The organism is Aestuariimicrobium sp. T2.26MG-19.2B (assembly GCF_950101875.1).
GTDB classification, from domain to species: Bacteria; Actinomycetota; Actinomycetes; order Propionibacteriales; family Propionibacteriaceae; genus Aestuariimicrobium; species Aestuariimicrobium kwangyangense.
The window spans coordinates 684953-698285 of record NZ_CATNLW010000002.1; the positions used below are offsets into that span (position 1 = coordinate 684953).

Genomic DNA, 13333 nt, shown 5'->3' on the forward strand with positions numbered 1-13333 from the left:
GGGCCGCTCGACCACATCGGCCCACCCTCTGGACGAGGTCATCGGCGCTGATCCCGGTGGGTTTGAATGACTGCCGTGACAGCCATCAGCCCGGCCCTCGCGACGCACACGGGCGACGCCCCAGACCTGGTGATCCGGGACGCCCGAGTGCTCGACCTGGCCACGGGCCGAGCCTCCTCGCCGACCGACCTGCACATCGTGCAGCGCCGGATCAGCCGTCGTCCGGGACCGAGCCAGGTCGAGGAGGTCGACGCCGACGGACGTTTCGTCATCCCCGGCCTGTGGGATGCCCACGTGCACATGGCGCAGTGGGCGATGTGTTCGCGCTGGGTGAGCGTCGCGGACTCCGCGTCGGCCGCGGAGGCCGCCTCGATCGTCCGCGCCCACCTCGACCGCTCCCGACGGACGCTGGAGGCCGACACCCTGGTCGGATTCGGCTTCCGGGACTCCCGCTGGCCAGAGCCGCCGACCCTCGAGGTGCTGGACGAGGCCACCGGTCAGCACCCCACGGTGCTGCTCTCGGGCGACCTGCACTCCGCCTGGCTCAACTCCGCCGCCATGGCACGCCACGGCGTGACAGGCTCCGGCCACCTGGTCGAGGAGGAAGCGTTCGCGCTCACCCGCCAGCTCAACCACCTGCCCACCGCAGCCCTCGACCGCCGGATCAACGAGACCGCCAAACAGGCTGCCTCCCGTGGTGTCGTGGGCATCGTCGACATGGAGATGAGCTGGACCATGGACGAGTGGCGGCGCCGCTTCGCCGAGGGATTCCAGACCCTGTGCGTGAGGCCCGCCATCTACCCGCAGTGGCTGGAACGAGCCATCGACGAGGGGCTGCACTCCGGTGACCTGCTCGATCCCTCGGGGCTGCTGATCGCCGGCCCACTGAAGGTGGTCTCCGACGGTTCACTGACCGCGCGCACCGCCTACTGCTGCGAGCCGTACACCTCGTCCGAACTGGGTCGGGTCGATCCCGACCGCGATCGCGGGGTGGTGAACATCTCCACCGGCGACCTCGCCCACCTGATGTCGAGGGCATGGGCGAACGGCATCGAGTCGGCCATCCACGCCATCGGTGACCAGGCCGTCTCGCAGGTGCTCGACGCCTTCGCCGCGACCGGCGCCCGCGGCAGCATCGAGCACGCACAGTTGGTGCGTCCCTCCGACATCACCCGGATGGCCCAGCTGGGCATCCGCGCCAGTGTGCAACCCGCCCACCTGCTCGACGACCGCGATGCGATGGACGACCTGTGGGCCGACCGCACGGCCAGCGCGTTCGCCTGCGCGTCGATGGCCGAGGCCGGGGTGGCGATGACGTTCGGCTCCGATGCACCCGTGGCACCGCTCGACCCGTGGCTGGCGATCCAGGCGGCGGTGACCCGCAGCGACGGCATCCGGGAGGCGTGGCACGCCGAGCAGTCGCTCAACGTCTCACAGGCCCTGTTGTCGTCCACCCGCGGCGTGGCCAGCCTCGTGCCCGGGGCGGAGGCCGACCTGTTGTTGCTCGACGAGAACCCGTTCGACGTGGCTCCGCAGCGGTTGGCGGCCACTCGTCCGTCGTTGACCATGTTGGACGGACGGATCACCCACTCCGGTCTGTGAGCGGGTTGGGGCGGACGTGGCCGCAGTCGGGTGGTGTCAGAAGCCCAGCCGGTTGAGGAACTTGGGGTCGCGCTGCCAGTCCTTCATCACCTTGACCTTGAGGTCAAGGTGGACAGGGGTGCCGAGCAGCGCGGTGATCTGCTCGCGGGCCTTCGTGCCGACCTCGCGCAGGTGTGACCCCTGGTGGCCGATCATGATGCCCTTCTGCGAGTCGCGCTCGAGCACCATCGAGGCGTAGATGTCGAGCAGCGGCTTGTCCTGGGGACGATCCTTGCGCAACCCCATCTCGTCGATCACGACGGTGATGGAGTGAGGCAGTTCGTCGCGCACCCCCTCGAGGGCTGCCTCGCGGATCAGCTCCGCCACCAGGGTCTCTGTCGGTTCGTCGGTGGCCTCACCGTCGGGGTAGAACGCCGGGCCGGGTTCCAGCATCGAGATCAGCACGTCGGCGACCTCGTCGACCTGCTCCCCCGACATCGCCGAGACCGGGACGATGTGCTCGAAGCGCACCTGGTGGGCATCCTCGAGGGCAGTGATGTCGAGCAGGTGCTGGCGCAACTGCTCCGGCCTGACCAGGTCGATCTTCGAGGCAATCGCCACCAGCTTGGGTCGACGGGGCAACTTGGCCAATTCCGAGACCAGGTAGGTGTCGCCGGCGCCGATCTTCTGGTTCGCCGGCAGCACCACACCGACGACGTCGACCTCGGTCCAGGTGGCGCGCACGATGTCGTTGAGGCGCTCCCCCAGCAGGGTGCGGGGCTTGTGCAGCCCGGGGGTGTCGATCAGCACCAACTGGGCGGAGGGACGGTTCACGATGCCACGCACGGCGTGCCTGGTCGTCTGCGGCTTCGACGAGGCGATCGCGACCTTCTGGCCCACCAGCGCGTTGGTGAGGGTGGACTTGCCGGCATTGGGGCGACCCACGAAACAGGCGAAGCCCGACACGAAGGGCGTCTCGGTCCCCCGCTCGGCGGTCGGGGTGTGATCAGGCATGGGCGTTCTCCTCGGTCGGTTCGTCGTCCTCGGCGCGGCGCACCAGACAGGTGTCGATCTGGTGGCGGCGACCCACTTCCTTCTCGGCGGTGATCACCAGGCCCTCGTAGACGATCATCGAGCCCGGGATCGGCACCACCGACAGTTGCTTGGCCATCAGGCCGCCGACCGTCTCGACGTCGTCGTCGTCGAGGTGCAGCCCGAACAGGTCGCCCAGGTCGTCGATCGGCATCCGGGCGCTGATCCGCCAAGTGCCGTCGCCGATCTCCTCGGCCAGGGTCGGGTCGGCGTCGTACTCGTCCACGATCTCGCCGACGATCTCCTCGAGGATGTCCTCGATCGACAACAGGCCAGCCGTGCCACCGAACTCGTCGACCACCATCACCAGGTGGGTGCGGGTGCGCTGCATGTCACGCAGCACCTCGTCGACCGGCTTGGAGTCGGGCACGAAGGTGACCGGTCGCATCACCTGCGCCACGGTCTCGTGGCGTCCGGCGTCGGGGTGGTCGAAGATGCGGCGGGTGGCGTCCTTGAGGAACAGGATGCCCTGCACGTCGTCGAGACCGCCGGCGCCCACCACGGGGATGCGGCTGATGCCCGAGCGCAGGCAGAGCGCCTGGCCCTGGCGCAAGGTCTTGTCGGCGGAGACCCACACCACGTCGGTGCGGGGCACCATCACTTCCTTGACATAGGTGGCACCCAGTTCGAAGACCGAGTGGATCATCTTGACCTGACCTGCCTCGATCACCTCGTTGGCCTGGGCCAGGTCGACCATCTCCCTCAACTCGGCCTCGCTCGAGAAGGGTCCGTCGGCGAACCCTCGCCCGGGGGTGAGTGCGTTGCCGATCAGGATCATCAGCTGCGGAATGGGGCCGAGGATGGCGTCGAGGAAGGTCACGGGGCCCGACATCGCGAGGGCGACCTGGTCGGCGCGCTGGCGCCCGATCGTGCGGGGCGCGACCCCCCAGAAGATGAACGAGGTCACCACCATCGAGCCGGCGGCAATCAGGATCCGCTGCCAGGTCGGCTCGAGCTGCCCGTAGACCACGAAGGCCACCAGCACGATCGAGACGATCTCGGCCAGGATGCGCACGAACATCGACGCGTTGACGTAGGGGGCGGGGTCGACGACGATCCGTTGCAGGCGGGCCGACCCGGGACGACCGTCCTCGACCAACTGGTCGGAGCGTGAACGGCTGAACGACTGCAGGGCGGCATCGGTCGCCACCAGGATGCTGGCGAGGATGGCCGACGCCAGGGCGAAACCGAGCATCACCCAGTCGGTGGTGCCCACTCAGGCCCCCGGTTTGCGCGACTGCCAGGCGGCGATGATGCGGTCGTTGAGACCGAACATCACTGCCTTCTCCTGCGGTTCCGCATGGTCATGCCCCAGCAGGTGCAGCAGCCCGTGGATCAGCAGGTACTCCGCCTCGTCGTCGGCGGATCGTCCGTTCTCGGCGGCCTGTCTGGCGGTCACGGTCGGGCAGAGCACGATGTCACCCAGCAGCCCGCGCGGGGGGTCCTGGTCGTCGGAGGGCGCCCGCATCTCGTCCATCGGGAAGCTCATCACGTCCGTCGGTCCGGGCAGGTCCATGAACCGTTCGTGGTAGCCGGCCATGGTGTCCTCGTCGACGAGCAGGATGGACAACTCCGACTGGGGGTTGATGCGCAGGTGGTCGAGTGCGAACGACGCCAGCGCGATCAGGCCCTGCTCGTCGGCAGGCTCACCCGACTCGTTGTTGAGGTCGATCATCGACGGAACCGGTCGTGACGTTGACCGCGTTCGTCCTCGTGGGGCTGTGCCGTCTCGTAGCGGTCGTAGGCGGCCACGATGCGTCCGACCAGCTTGTGCCGCACCACGTCGTGGTTGGTCAACTGGCAGAAGGTGATGTCGGCGACCCCGTCGAGGATGTGCTGCACCGCGCGCAGACCCGACAGCTGCCCACCGGGAAGGTCGACCTGGGTGACGTCACCGGTCACCACCATCTTCGAACCGAACCCCAAGCGGGTGAGGAACATCTTCATCTGCTCCATCGACGTGTTCTGCGCCTCGTCGAGGATGATGAACGCGTCGTTGAGGCTGCGCCCGCGCATGTAGGCGAGCGGCGCCACCTCGATGGTGCCCGCCGTCAACAGCTTGGGCACCGACTCGGGGTCGACCATGTCGTGCAGGGCGTCGTAGAGCGGACGAAGATAAGGGTCGATCTTGTCGTTGAGGGTGCCGGGCAGGAAGCCCAACTTCTCGCCCGCCTCGATCGCGGGGCGGGTCAGGATGATGCGGTTGACCTGCTTGGCCTGCAACGCCTGCACGGCCTTGGCCATCGCCAGATAGGTCTTGCCCGTGCCAGCGGGGCCGATGCCGAACACGACCGTGTGCTGGTCGATGGCGTCGACATAGCGCTTCTGGTTGAGCGTCTTCGGGCGGATCGTCTTGCCGCGGTTCGAGAGGATGTTCTGGGTGAGCACCTCGGCGGGCGCCACCTGCTCGTGGGCCTCGCTCATCGTCACCACGCGCTCGACGGTCTCGGCAGTCAGCCCCTGACCGGTGCGCAGGATGGTGATCAACTCGGTCAGCACCTCTTGGGCGAAGACCACCTGGTCGGGGGTGCCACGCAGGGTCACCTCGTTGCCGCGCACGTGCAGGTCAGCCTCGAGTTCACATTCGAGGATGCGCAGGAACTCATCGCGCGGGCCGAGCACGTTGACCATGGGGATGGACGCAGGAATCTGCACGATGCGCTCGGCTGGGAGCGGCGTGACGGTACTCAGGAGGGCCTCCGGGGCAGAACCGATGGGGTGGACGGCACCATTCTAGGCGCGCGCGCCCGCGTGATCGACCCCATTGACCGTGCTGGGGTCGGCATCGGCTCGAGGCGAAATCCTCCCACCGGATCCGCGCCAATCGGGGCACGTGGGAGGGCTTCTCGTCACGCAGGGTGACGGAAAGGCCCCTCAACTGCCTCTTCTCGCGTGGATGTGGGGCCCCGCTGCTCCCGTCCGAGGACTAGGGTTCCCCGGTGGCTCCCCGACTGTTCGCCGACACGCGGCCGCTCAGACACCCCGACTACCGGCGCCTGTGGACCGCGCAGATCGTCACCACGATCGGCGCCCAACTCACCGTCGTCAGCGTGCCGGCGCAGCTGTGGCAACTCACCCACGATTCCGCGATCGTCGGTCTGACCGGTGTCTTCGGACTGGTGCCCCTGCTCGTGTTCGGGCTGTGGGGCGGGGCGCTGGCCGACCACTTCGACCGGCGCCAACTCGCCCTGCTCGCCGGGGTCGGTCTGGTCGCAGCCAGCAGCCTGTTCGCCGTGCAGGCGTTCGCGGGGCTGCACAACGTGTGGCTGATCCTCGGCCTGTTCTCGGTGCAGCAGGCCTTCTTCGCCATCACCTCACCGGCGCGCACGGCCATGCTCCCCAGCTTGGTCGAACCGGACGAACTGGCCGCCGCCAATGCCCTGAACACCACCGTCTTCCTCTTCGGTGGCATCGCGGGGCCGCTCGTCGGTGGCATGTTGATCCCGGTGCTGGGCTTCAGTTGGCTCTACCTCGCCGATGCGCTCTTCCTGCTGAGCACGGTCTACGCGGTCTGGAAGTTGCCGCCGATGCTCCCCCGCCGCTCCGAGGGCGCGGCAACGCATCGTCGACCCGGACTGCGCTCCATTGCCGACGGCCTGGGCTACCTGAAGGGGTCGCCGGTGCTGTTGATGAGTTTCGTGGTCGACCTGGTGGCGATGGTCTTCGGCATGCCGCGGGTGCTGTTCCCCCAGCTGGCCGACGTCAACTTCGGCGGACCCTCCGATGGCGGCGTGGCCCTGGCCGTGCTGTTCGCGGCGATCCCCTTCGGCGGCTTCCTCGGTGGTGTGTTCTCCGGCTGGGTCTCCCGGGTGCGCCACCACGGGGTCGCGGTGCTGGTGTGCGTCCTCTGCTGGGGTCTGTGCGTCATCGCCTTCGGCCTCGCCTGCGTGCTGGCGGGAGGCACGATGCTGCCCTGGCTGGTGGTGGCCGTTGCCGCCATGGCGGTCGGCGGTGCGTCCGACACGGCCTCGTCCGCGTTTCGTTCGACGATGTTGATGCAGGCGGCCGACGATGACGTGCGGGGACGGCTGCAAGGGGTGTTCTTCGTCGTGGTGGTCGGCGGACCCCGGGTCGCCGACGTGGCGCACGGCTTGGCGGCCGCGAGGATCGGCGCGGGTTGGGCGTCCCTGTGGGGCGGTGTGTTGGTGGTGCTCGGCGTGGCGGCGTGCGCGGTGTTCGGGCGATCCTTCCGCGATTACCGGGCCCCTGAGGTGACGGCGCTCAGAACCACCTGATCCCACCAAGGGCGGTGGGCTGTCAGCGGGCGACCTCGGGGGCCACCGGCTCGTCCCACTCCTCGCCGTCCCATTCCTCGTCGGGATCGTCGTGGTCGGGATCGTAGATGTGCATGGCCGCTTCTTCCGCGGAGGCCGCACCACCCGCGAAGCCGACGTCGACGCCGACCTCGTCCTTCTCGGTGTCGACGCCGTCCTCGCCGAGCTTGGCATCGACCAGTCGGCCGGCGCGTTGGCGTCCGACCTCGCGCTTCTCGTGGTCGGGATTCCAGTCCTCGTGGCGACGGACGACCTCCGGCTCCTCCTGGCTGATCCGCATCTCGAGGGTCTCGCCCTCGCGCTGTTCGGTGGCCGTGTTGCCGAAGCCCTGGGCCGCGGACCAGTGGTCGGGAGCGATCCAGCCCTCGTCGAGGGGATCGTTCACCCCCCGGTCGATCAGGGTGTCGACCTGGTCGAGCTGGTCGAGCTGCTCGGAGTCCTCGGGGACCACTTCGTCGGTGCTGAATGAGCCTTCCATGACCCGATTCTGCCACTGACTCACGTCCAGGCAAGCCGGAACGCCGAGGTTCCAGCCGGCACAGATCAGAGCAGTTCGCGACAGTTCTAGATATATCGTTGACATATCGCGATCTGACCATCACAGTTGATCTCGTGAGCCCGAGACGTCGTGCCCACCTCCACAACTCCAGCGTGGCGCCCCCCGGGGCCCACCGACCGACACGAAACGAGACAGCAATCATGAAGAGCTTCGACTTCACTCCCCCATTCAGCGGGCGCCGCGAGCACCCCCACAACCACCGCCCCGAACCCGAGGGCCCCGACGGTGACGGGCGCGGCCCGCGTGGACGCCACCGGCGCCATGAGGGCTTCGGGCCAGGTCCGGAGGCTCCGGGCTTCAATCCACCCTTCGGCGGCCCGGGATTCGGCCGGGGTTTCGGGTTCGGTCCCGGCTTCGGGCCCGGCTTCGGTCCCGGCTTCGGCGGCCCTCGTGGCCGCGGCGGCAGGGCCCGACGTGGGGACGTGCGACTGGCGGCCCTGCTGCTGATCGCCGAGGAACCGCGAAACGGCTACCAGATCATCCAGGAACTCGGTGAACGCTCCGAGGGAGCATGGAAGCCAAGCCCCGGCGCCATCTACCCCGCCCTCAGCCAACTGACCGACGAGGGCCTGATCCGCGAGACCGAGTCCGGCGGCCGCCGCCTCTACGAGATCACCGAGGAGGGCCGAGTCGAGTCCGAGCGGGCCGCCGAGCGTCCCGCTCCTTGGGAGCAGACCAGTGATGGCTCGGACGACAACGCCCAGGCCCAACTGTTCAAGGCACTCGGCGGACTCGCCCACGCCACCAAGGCCGTCGCACAGACCGGTGACGACGAGCTCGCCAAGCGGGCCGCCGAGCTGGTGACCAGCACTCGAAAGCAGCTCTACGGCCTGCTCGCCGAGCAGTGATGTGCCCCGCGGCACGCCGATCGGCGACGATGGACACATGGATCGTCGCCACCTCCTGACCCTGACCGGCAGTTCCGCACTGGGAGCCGCTGCCGCCCTGGCGGGCTGCGGCGGCTCCTCCACGCCCGAACACGGATCGTCCGTGAAGGGGCGCTCCACCGCCACGCGGTCACCGGTGCCCACCGCCAGCCCGGCCCCTCCCTCCTCGCCCTCAGCCCCCTCGAGCCCTGCGAGTACCCCCTCGTTCGACACGCCGGGAGGAATGACGCCCCTCTCCAGCGGTGCCCGGCTGGTCGGTTGGTGCGGCCATCCCGGCGCACCGGGGCAGGGACGCCTCGGGGTCGGGAACGACCTGGCCGCCCGCACGACCGAGATGCTTGCCCTGACCCGTCAGTACGCCGGGGCGAAGCCCGTCGTCCCGGTGATGGAACTCATCGTCACCACCGTGCACGCCACGCCGGGCGCCGACGGCACGTACCGCACCCGCATCGACGGGGCCGTCATCGACCAGTGGCTGGCCATGGCCAGACGCCGGCGGGCGCTGCTGCTGCTCAACATCCAGCCCGGCCGGGCGCGCTTCATCGATGAGGTCAGGGCCTACGAACGCTGGTTGGAGGAGCCCGACGTCGGCGTGGCCCTCGACCCGGAATGGTCGGTCCAACCGGGACAGGTGCCCGGGCGGGTCTTCGGACACACCACCGGAGCGGAGCTCAACCTGGTGGGGCAGTACCTGTCGGCGCTGGTCTCCCGTCGTGGTCTGCCCGAGAAGGTGGCCGTCTTCCACCAGCTCAACCCCGGGGTCGTCCGCCAGGAATCCACGCTGCGCCCCTACCCCGGCATGGCCTGGGTGAAATCCGTCGACGGCATCGGCAGCCCGGGAGCGAAGGTGGCGACGTGGAAGCGTGTGACCGCCACCACTCCCGACTTCGTGCGGTTGGGCTTCAAGCTCTTCTACCAGGAGGACGTCAAGACCGGGGGCCGACTGATGACCCCGGCAGAGGTACTCGCGCTCGACCCCGTCTATGTCATGTACGAGTGAGCCAACCGACTCCGCATACACTGACCGATCGTGATCGAGACCTCCCCCACGTCCCGCACCCAGCCCGACACCGCCGGCCCCGCGTGGGCCGACCCGGGGTCCGGCCACTACGCGGTGCTGCTGGCCAGCATCAGCGTGGTCGTGATCCTGTCGAACATCGGCGGCTCCAAGGGGGTGCAGTTCGGACCGATCATCACAGACGGTGGCTTCTTCCTGTTCCCGCTGGCCTACATCCTCGGCGACGTCATCACCGAGTTGTACGGCGCGAGGGCGGCCCGCCGGGCGATCGTGATGGGATTCATCGCCGCGGTCGTCTCGGTGATCTGTTACGCCATCATCATCGTGCTGCCCGGGTTCAACGACGACTACGGCATCGCGAAGCAGTCAGCCCTCGAGACGGCCCTGGGCCCCGTCTGGCAGATCGTGCTCGCGGGGCTGCTGGGCTACGCAGCGGGGCAGACGCTCAACTCGACCGTGATGGTGCTGATGAAGAGGCGCACCCTCGAGCGGGGGCTGTTCGCGCGACTCGCCTCGTCCACCGGTCTGGGCGAGTTGGTCGACACCCTGGTCTTCTGCACCGTGGCAGCGACCGCGATCGGTATCACCACCGTCGGCCAGTGGGCCAACTACACCCTCTTCGGATTCGTCTACAAGGTGGCGGTGCAGTACGCCGTCATGCCGGCCACCGCCTGGCTGATCAAGTGGCTGAAGCGCCACGAGCCCAGCTACCGTCCCCGCTGAGCCGCTCGTCCACCGGGACCCGGCCCTCAGAGCTCGGTGGACCGCCTGCGGGCGTGGAACCGACCCAGGAATTCCGTGCGCAGGTCGTCGAAGTCGCCCGACCTCACCGAGGCCCGGATCTGGTCGACCAGTCGCACCGTGAACCGCTCGTTGTGGATGGTCGCCAGCGTCGAGGCGAGCATCTCCTTGGCCTTGAACAGGTGGTGCAGGTAGGCACGCGTGTAGTGGGCGCAGGTGTAGCAGTCGCACTCCTCGTCCAAGGGCACGAAGGCCCGGCGTGAGGCCGCGGTGTTGACGTTGAACCGTCCGTCGACCGTGTAGATGGCGGCGTTGCGGGCCACCCGCGAAGGGTTGACGCAGTCAAAGGTGTCGGCGCCCGCCTCGACGGCGGCGAAGAAGTCCTCCGGCTCCGAGATGCCCAGCAGGTGACGGGGCTTGTCGAAGGGAAGTTCCTCGCAGACCCAGCCGATGATGGTGCCCAGGTTCTCCTTCTCGAGCGCACCACCGATGCCGAAACCGTCGAAGGACTGCCCGTCGACCTCCATGGCCGCCAGGTCGCGCGCCGCCTTGCGTCGCAGGTCTTCGTACTGGGCTCCCTGCAGCACCCCGAAGAGCGCCTGGTACGGCTTGTCGGCGCGTTCGCGGGTCAGGGTGGCATGGGCCGCCAGGCAGCGCTCGGCCCACAGCCTCGTCCGTTCGAGGGACTCCTCCTGGTAGGCACGCGTGTTCATCAGCGTGGTCAGCTCGTCGAAGGCGAACATGATGTCGGCACCCAACTCGTGCTGCACCCTCATGCTCACCTCGGGGGTGAACCGGTGCCTCGAACCGTCGAGGTGGCTCTTGAAGGTGACCCCGTCTTCGTCGACGTGGGCCATCCGCTCCTTGCCCTCGGCGATCACCTCGTCACTGGAGACGCGCGAGGCGTCCATCGCCAGCACCTTCTTGAACCCGGCACCCAGGCTCATCACCTGGAAGCCGCCGGAATCGGTGAAGGTGGGGCCCGGCCAGTTCATGAACCGCCCCAACCCGCCTGCCTCGTCGACCAGATCGGATCCGGGCTGCAGGTAGAGGTGGTACGCGTTGGCGAGCACCGCCTGCGTCCCGACCTGGGCCACCGTCTCGGGCAGCACGGCCTTGACGGTCGCCTTGGTGCCGACCACGACGAACGCGGGGGTCTCGATCTGTCCGTGTGGGGTGTGGATCACCCCGGCCCGCCCGAGCCCGTTGTCGAGCACGGCATCGGGCACGAAGCCGAACTCGCTCACGGCCGCACCGCGGCCAGGGTCTGCAGCTGGGTGACGGCGATGGCGGCCGCCGTCGAGGAGCGGAGCACTCCGTCGCTGATGACGACCGGACGAGCCCCCGCCTCGGTCAGCTGCAGCAGTTCCTCGGGGGCGATGCCGCCCTCGGGCCCGACCACCACGGTCACCGTGCCGGAGTGGGGCAGGTCGAGCGAACTGAGCGGTTCGGTGGCGTCCTCGTGCAGCACCAGCACCAGGCCCTCGTCGGCCACCACCTGCTTCACCAGCTGGGGAGTCGTCACCAGTCGATCGACCACGGGCACGCGGAACCGACGGGACTGCTTGGTGGCCTCACGGGCGGTGGCCGCCCACTTGGCCAGTCCCTTGTCGGCCTTGGCGTCCCACCGGACGATCGACCGGTGCGACTGCCAGGCAACGATCTCGGAACAGCCGATCTCGGTGAGCAGTTCGACCGCCAGGTCGCTGCGGTCGCCCTTGGCCAGGGCCTGCACCGCCCGGAAGCGGAGGGAGCCCTCCGCGGAGCTGAGCACCTCGTCCACCCGCATCCGGATCCCCTGCTTGGTGACCTCGACCACCGGGCCGTGGACGGCGCGTCCCCGGCCGTCGGAGACGAGTACCGACTCCCCCACCCGGATCCGCTTGACCACGGCCGCGTGGCGTCCCTCGTCGCCGGTCAGTTCGACCACCGAGCCGGGAACCGCGCCGTCGATCTCCCCGAGGAAGAGCGCGTCGGTCATCCGCCGAAGGCTTCCTTCAGGCGTCCGAAGACTCCCTTGCCGTGCTTGGTCATCTTGGGCACCACCGAGGTCTCGTCGCGCAGTTCGGCCAGTCGGAGCAGCAGTTCTCGCTGCTCGTCGTCGAGCTTGGTGGGGGTCTGCACCAGCAGGGTGACACCGAGTTCGCCCCGTCGTCCGCTGCGAAGGTTGGGCACGCCGCGTCCCTCGACCACCAACCGCGTGCCCGACTGGGTACCGGTGGGGATCTCGACGTCGACCCAGCGGTCGGCCTCGTCGGTCTCCTCGCGTTCGGATTCCAGGGTGGCGATCTGCACCGTGGTGCCCAGCGCGGCGGCGGTCATCGGTACCCGGATCACCGTCTCGAGGTTGTCGTCCTCGCGGGTGAAGGTCTCGTGGTTGGCCACGATCAGTTCGACGTAGAGGTCACCGGCCTGGCCACCACCGGGACCCACCTCACCCTGAGCCTCGAGGTGGATGCGGTTGCCCGACTTGACCCCGGCGGGGATCTTCACGTTGATGGTGCGCTTGTGCCGGACCCGACCCTCCCCCGAGCACTCGGTGCAGGGATGGGCGATGATCGAGCCGAAGCCGCGGCAGTTGGGGCAGGCCTGGGAGGTGCGGATGTCGCCGAGGAAGGATCGCTGGATCTGGGTGATCTCGCCGTGCCCGTCACAGACGGTGCAGGTGACCGGCTCCTGGCCGTCCTCGGAACCCTTGCCGGCACAGGTGGGGCAGACGACCGCCGTGTCGATGCTGATCGGCTTGGTGAGACCGAAGGCCGCCTCGGCGAGGGTCAGCTGGGCGCGCACCAGCGCGTCCTGACCACGCCGCACCCGGCTGCGGGGTCCTCTCGAGGACTGGGCCCCGAACATGGCGTCGACCAGGTTGGTGAAGTCGAACCCGGCACCACCGAAGTTGCCGCCGAACCCGTCGAACCCCTGGCCGCCGCCGAAGCCGCTGAAACCCGACCCCATCGGGTCTCCGCCGCGGTCGTAGACGGCCCGCTTGTTCGGGTCGTGCAACACCTCGTAGGCCTCTTGCACCTGCTTGAACTTCTCTGCCGAATCGGCATCGGCTGCGACGTCGGGATGCACCTTCATCGCCATCCGGCGATAGGCCTTCTTGATCTGCTCGGGGGTGGCGTCGCGGGCGACGCCGAGAACCTCGTAGTAGTCGGTCTGGGAGGGGCTCATCTGCGTT

13 protein-coding genes are annotated in these 13333 nt (G+C 68.6%); 5 read left to right on the top strand and 8 right to left on the bottom strand.

The window, feature by feature from the left end; translation table 11 throughout:
* The first annotated feature begins 75 nt into the window (after window positions 1-75).
* Window positions 76-1602, top strand: coding sequence for an amidohydrolase (locus tag QQZ11_RS13010; protein WP_284550719.1), 1527 nt, complete (start codon window positions 76-78; stop codon window positions 1600-1602).
* Window positions 1603-1638: 36 nt separating this feature from the next.
* Here QQZ11_RS13010 and era read toward each other — a convergent pair whose 3' ends face one another.
* From era to QQZ11_RS13030, 4 genes are read right to left on the bottom strand one after another with little or no spacing between them, the layout of a single operon-like run.
* Entirely contained in the window at window positions 1639-2595 is a 957-nt protein-coding gene (gene era, locus QQZ11_RS13015) for a GTPase Era (RefSeq protein ID WP_284550720.1), read from the bottom strand.
* On the bottom strand, window positions 2588-3889 hold the full coding sequence (locus QQZ11_RS13020; protein ID WP_022910545.1) for a hemolysin family protein: 1302 nt from the start codon (window positions 3887-3889) through the stop codon (window positions 2588-2590). The genes era and QQZ11_RS13020 overlap by 8 nt, the downstream gene beginning before the upstream one ends.
* Window positions 3890-4348 carry an rRNA maturation RNase YbeY gene (gene ybeY, locus QQZ11_RS13025; RefSeq protein WP_022910546.1) on the bottom strand — a complete coding sequence of 153 codons (459 nt, stop codon included), beginning with the start codon at window positions 4346-4348 and terminating at the stop codon, window positions 3890-3892.
* Window positions 4345-5304: a PhoH family protein gene (locus QQZ11_RS13030; protein ID WP_284550787.1), complete on the bottom strand. Its 960-nt coding sequence runs from the start codon at window positions 5302-5304 to the stop codon at window positions 4345-4347. The genes ybeY and QQZ11_RS13030 overlap by 4 nt, the downstream gene beginning before the upstream one ends.
* 308 nt (window positions 5305-5612) lie before the next feature.
* Between QQZ11_RS13030 and QQZ11_RS13035 the strand changes: the two genes are divergently transcribed.
* Entirely contained in the window at window positions 5613-6908 is a 1296-nt protein-coding gene (locus QQZ11_RS13035; protein WP_284550721.1) for an MFS transporter, read from the top strand.
* 22 nt (window positions 6909-6930) lie between these two features.
* On the opposite strand, the gene QQZ11_RS13040 is transcribed toward QQZ11_RS13035, so the two are convergent.
* Window positions 6931-7425 carry a DUF5709 domain-containing protein gene (locus tag QQZ11_RS13040; protein ID WP_284550722.1) on the bottom strand — a complete coding sequence of 165 codons (495 nt, stop codon included), beginning with the start codon at window positions 7423-7425 and terminating at the stop codon, window positions 6931-6933.
* A 221-nt stretch (window positions 7426-7646) separates the two neighbouring features.
* Between QQZ11_RS13040 and QQZ11_RS13045 the strand changes: the two genes are divergently transcribed.
* Genes QQZ11_RS13045 through QQZ11_RS13055 form a run of 3 tightly spaced genes read left to right on the top strand, consistent with a single transcriptional unit; the run spans window position 7647 to window position 10134 of the window.
* A complete protein-coding gene (locus QQZ11_RS13045) occupies window positions 7647-8354 on the top strand; it encodes a PadR family transcriptional regulator (RefSeq protein WP_284550723.1) in 708 nt (235 codons plus the stop codon).
* Between the two features lie 37 nt (window positions 8355-8391).
* Window positions 8392-9393, top strand: a complete 1002-nt coding sequence (locus QQZ11_RS13050; protein ID WP_284550724.1) for a hypothetical protein — start codon at window positions 8392-8394, stop codon at window positions 9391-9393.
* Between the two features lie 33 nt (window positions 9394-9426).
* Window positions 9427-10134, top strand: a complete 708-nt coding sequence (locus tag QQZ11_RS13055) for a queuosine precursor transporter (RefSeq protein ID WP_446698871.1) — start codon at window positions 9427-9429, stop codon at window positions 10132-10134.
* 26 nt (window positions 10135-10160) lie between these two features.
* Here the strand turns inward: QQZ11_RS13055 and tgt are convergent, their stop codons facing one another.
* Genes tgt through dnaJ form a run of 3 tightly spaced genes read right to left on the bottom strand, consistent with a single transcriptional unit; the run spans window position 10161 to window position 13326 of the window.
* Window positions 10161-11399 (bottom strand): tRNA guanosine(34) transglycosylase Tgt, encoded by a 1239-nt coding sequence (gene tgt / locus QQZ11_RS13060; RefSeq protein ID WP_284550726.1) that lies wholly within the window; start codon window positions 11397-11399, stop codon window positions 10161-10163.
* Window positions 11396-12133: a 16S rRNA (uracil(1498)-N(3))-methyltransferase gene (locus QQZ11_RS13065; protein WP_284550727.1), complete on the bottom strand. Its 738-nt coding sequence runs from the start codon at window positions 12131-12133 to the stop codon at window positions 11396-11398. The genes tgt and QQZ11_RS13065 overlap by 4 nt, the downstream gene beginning before the upstream one ends.
* On the bottom strand, window positions 12130-13326 hold the full coding sequence (gene dnaJ / locus QQZ11_RS13070) for a molecular chaperone DnaJ (protein ID WP_284550728.1): 1197 nt from the start codon (window positions 13324-13326) through the stop codon (window positions 12130-12132). The genes QQZ11_RS13065 and dnaJ overlap by 4 nt, the downstream gene beginning before the upstream one ends.
* Between the last annotated feature and the right edge of the window lie 7 nt (window positions 13327-13333).

Coding starts and splice junctions, on each gene's coding strand:
- era (WP_284550720.1), bottom strand. CDS start 2,595: ATGCCTGATCACACCCCGACCGCCGAGCGGGGGACCGAGACGCCCTTC.
- ybeY (WP_022910546.1), bottom strand. CDS start 4,348: ATGATCGACCTCAACAACGAGTCGGGTGAGCCTGCCGACGAGCAGGGC.
- QQZ11_RS13030 (WP_284550787.1), bottom strand. CDS start 5,304: ATGGTCAACGTGCTCGGCCCGCGCGATGAGTTCCTGCGCATCCTCGAA.
- QQZ11_RS13040 (WP_284550722.1), bottom strand. CDS start 7,425: ATGGAAGGCTCATTCAGCACCGACGAAGTGGTCCCCGAGGACTCCGAG.
- QQZ11_RS13045 (WP_284550723.1), top strand. CDS start 7,647: ATGAAGAGCTTCGACTTCACTCCCCCATTCAGCGGGCGCCGCGAGCAC.
- QQZ11_RS13050 (WP_284550724.1), top strand. CDS start 8,392: ATGGATCGTCGCCACCTCCTGACCCTGACCGGCAGTTCCGCACTGGGA.
- QQZ11_RS13065 (WP_284550727.1), bottom strand. CDS start 12,133: ATGACCGACGCGCTCTTCCTCGGGGAGATCGACGGCGCGGTTCCCGGC.
- dnaJ (WP_284550728.1), bottom strand. CDS start 13,326: ATGAGCCCCTCCCAGACCGACTACTACGAGGTTCTCGGCGTCGCCCGC.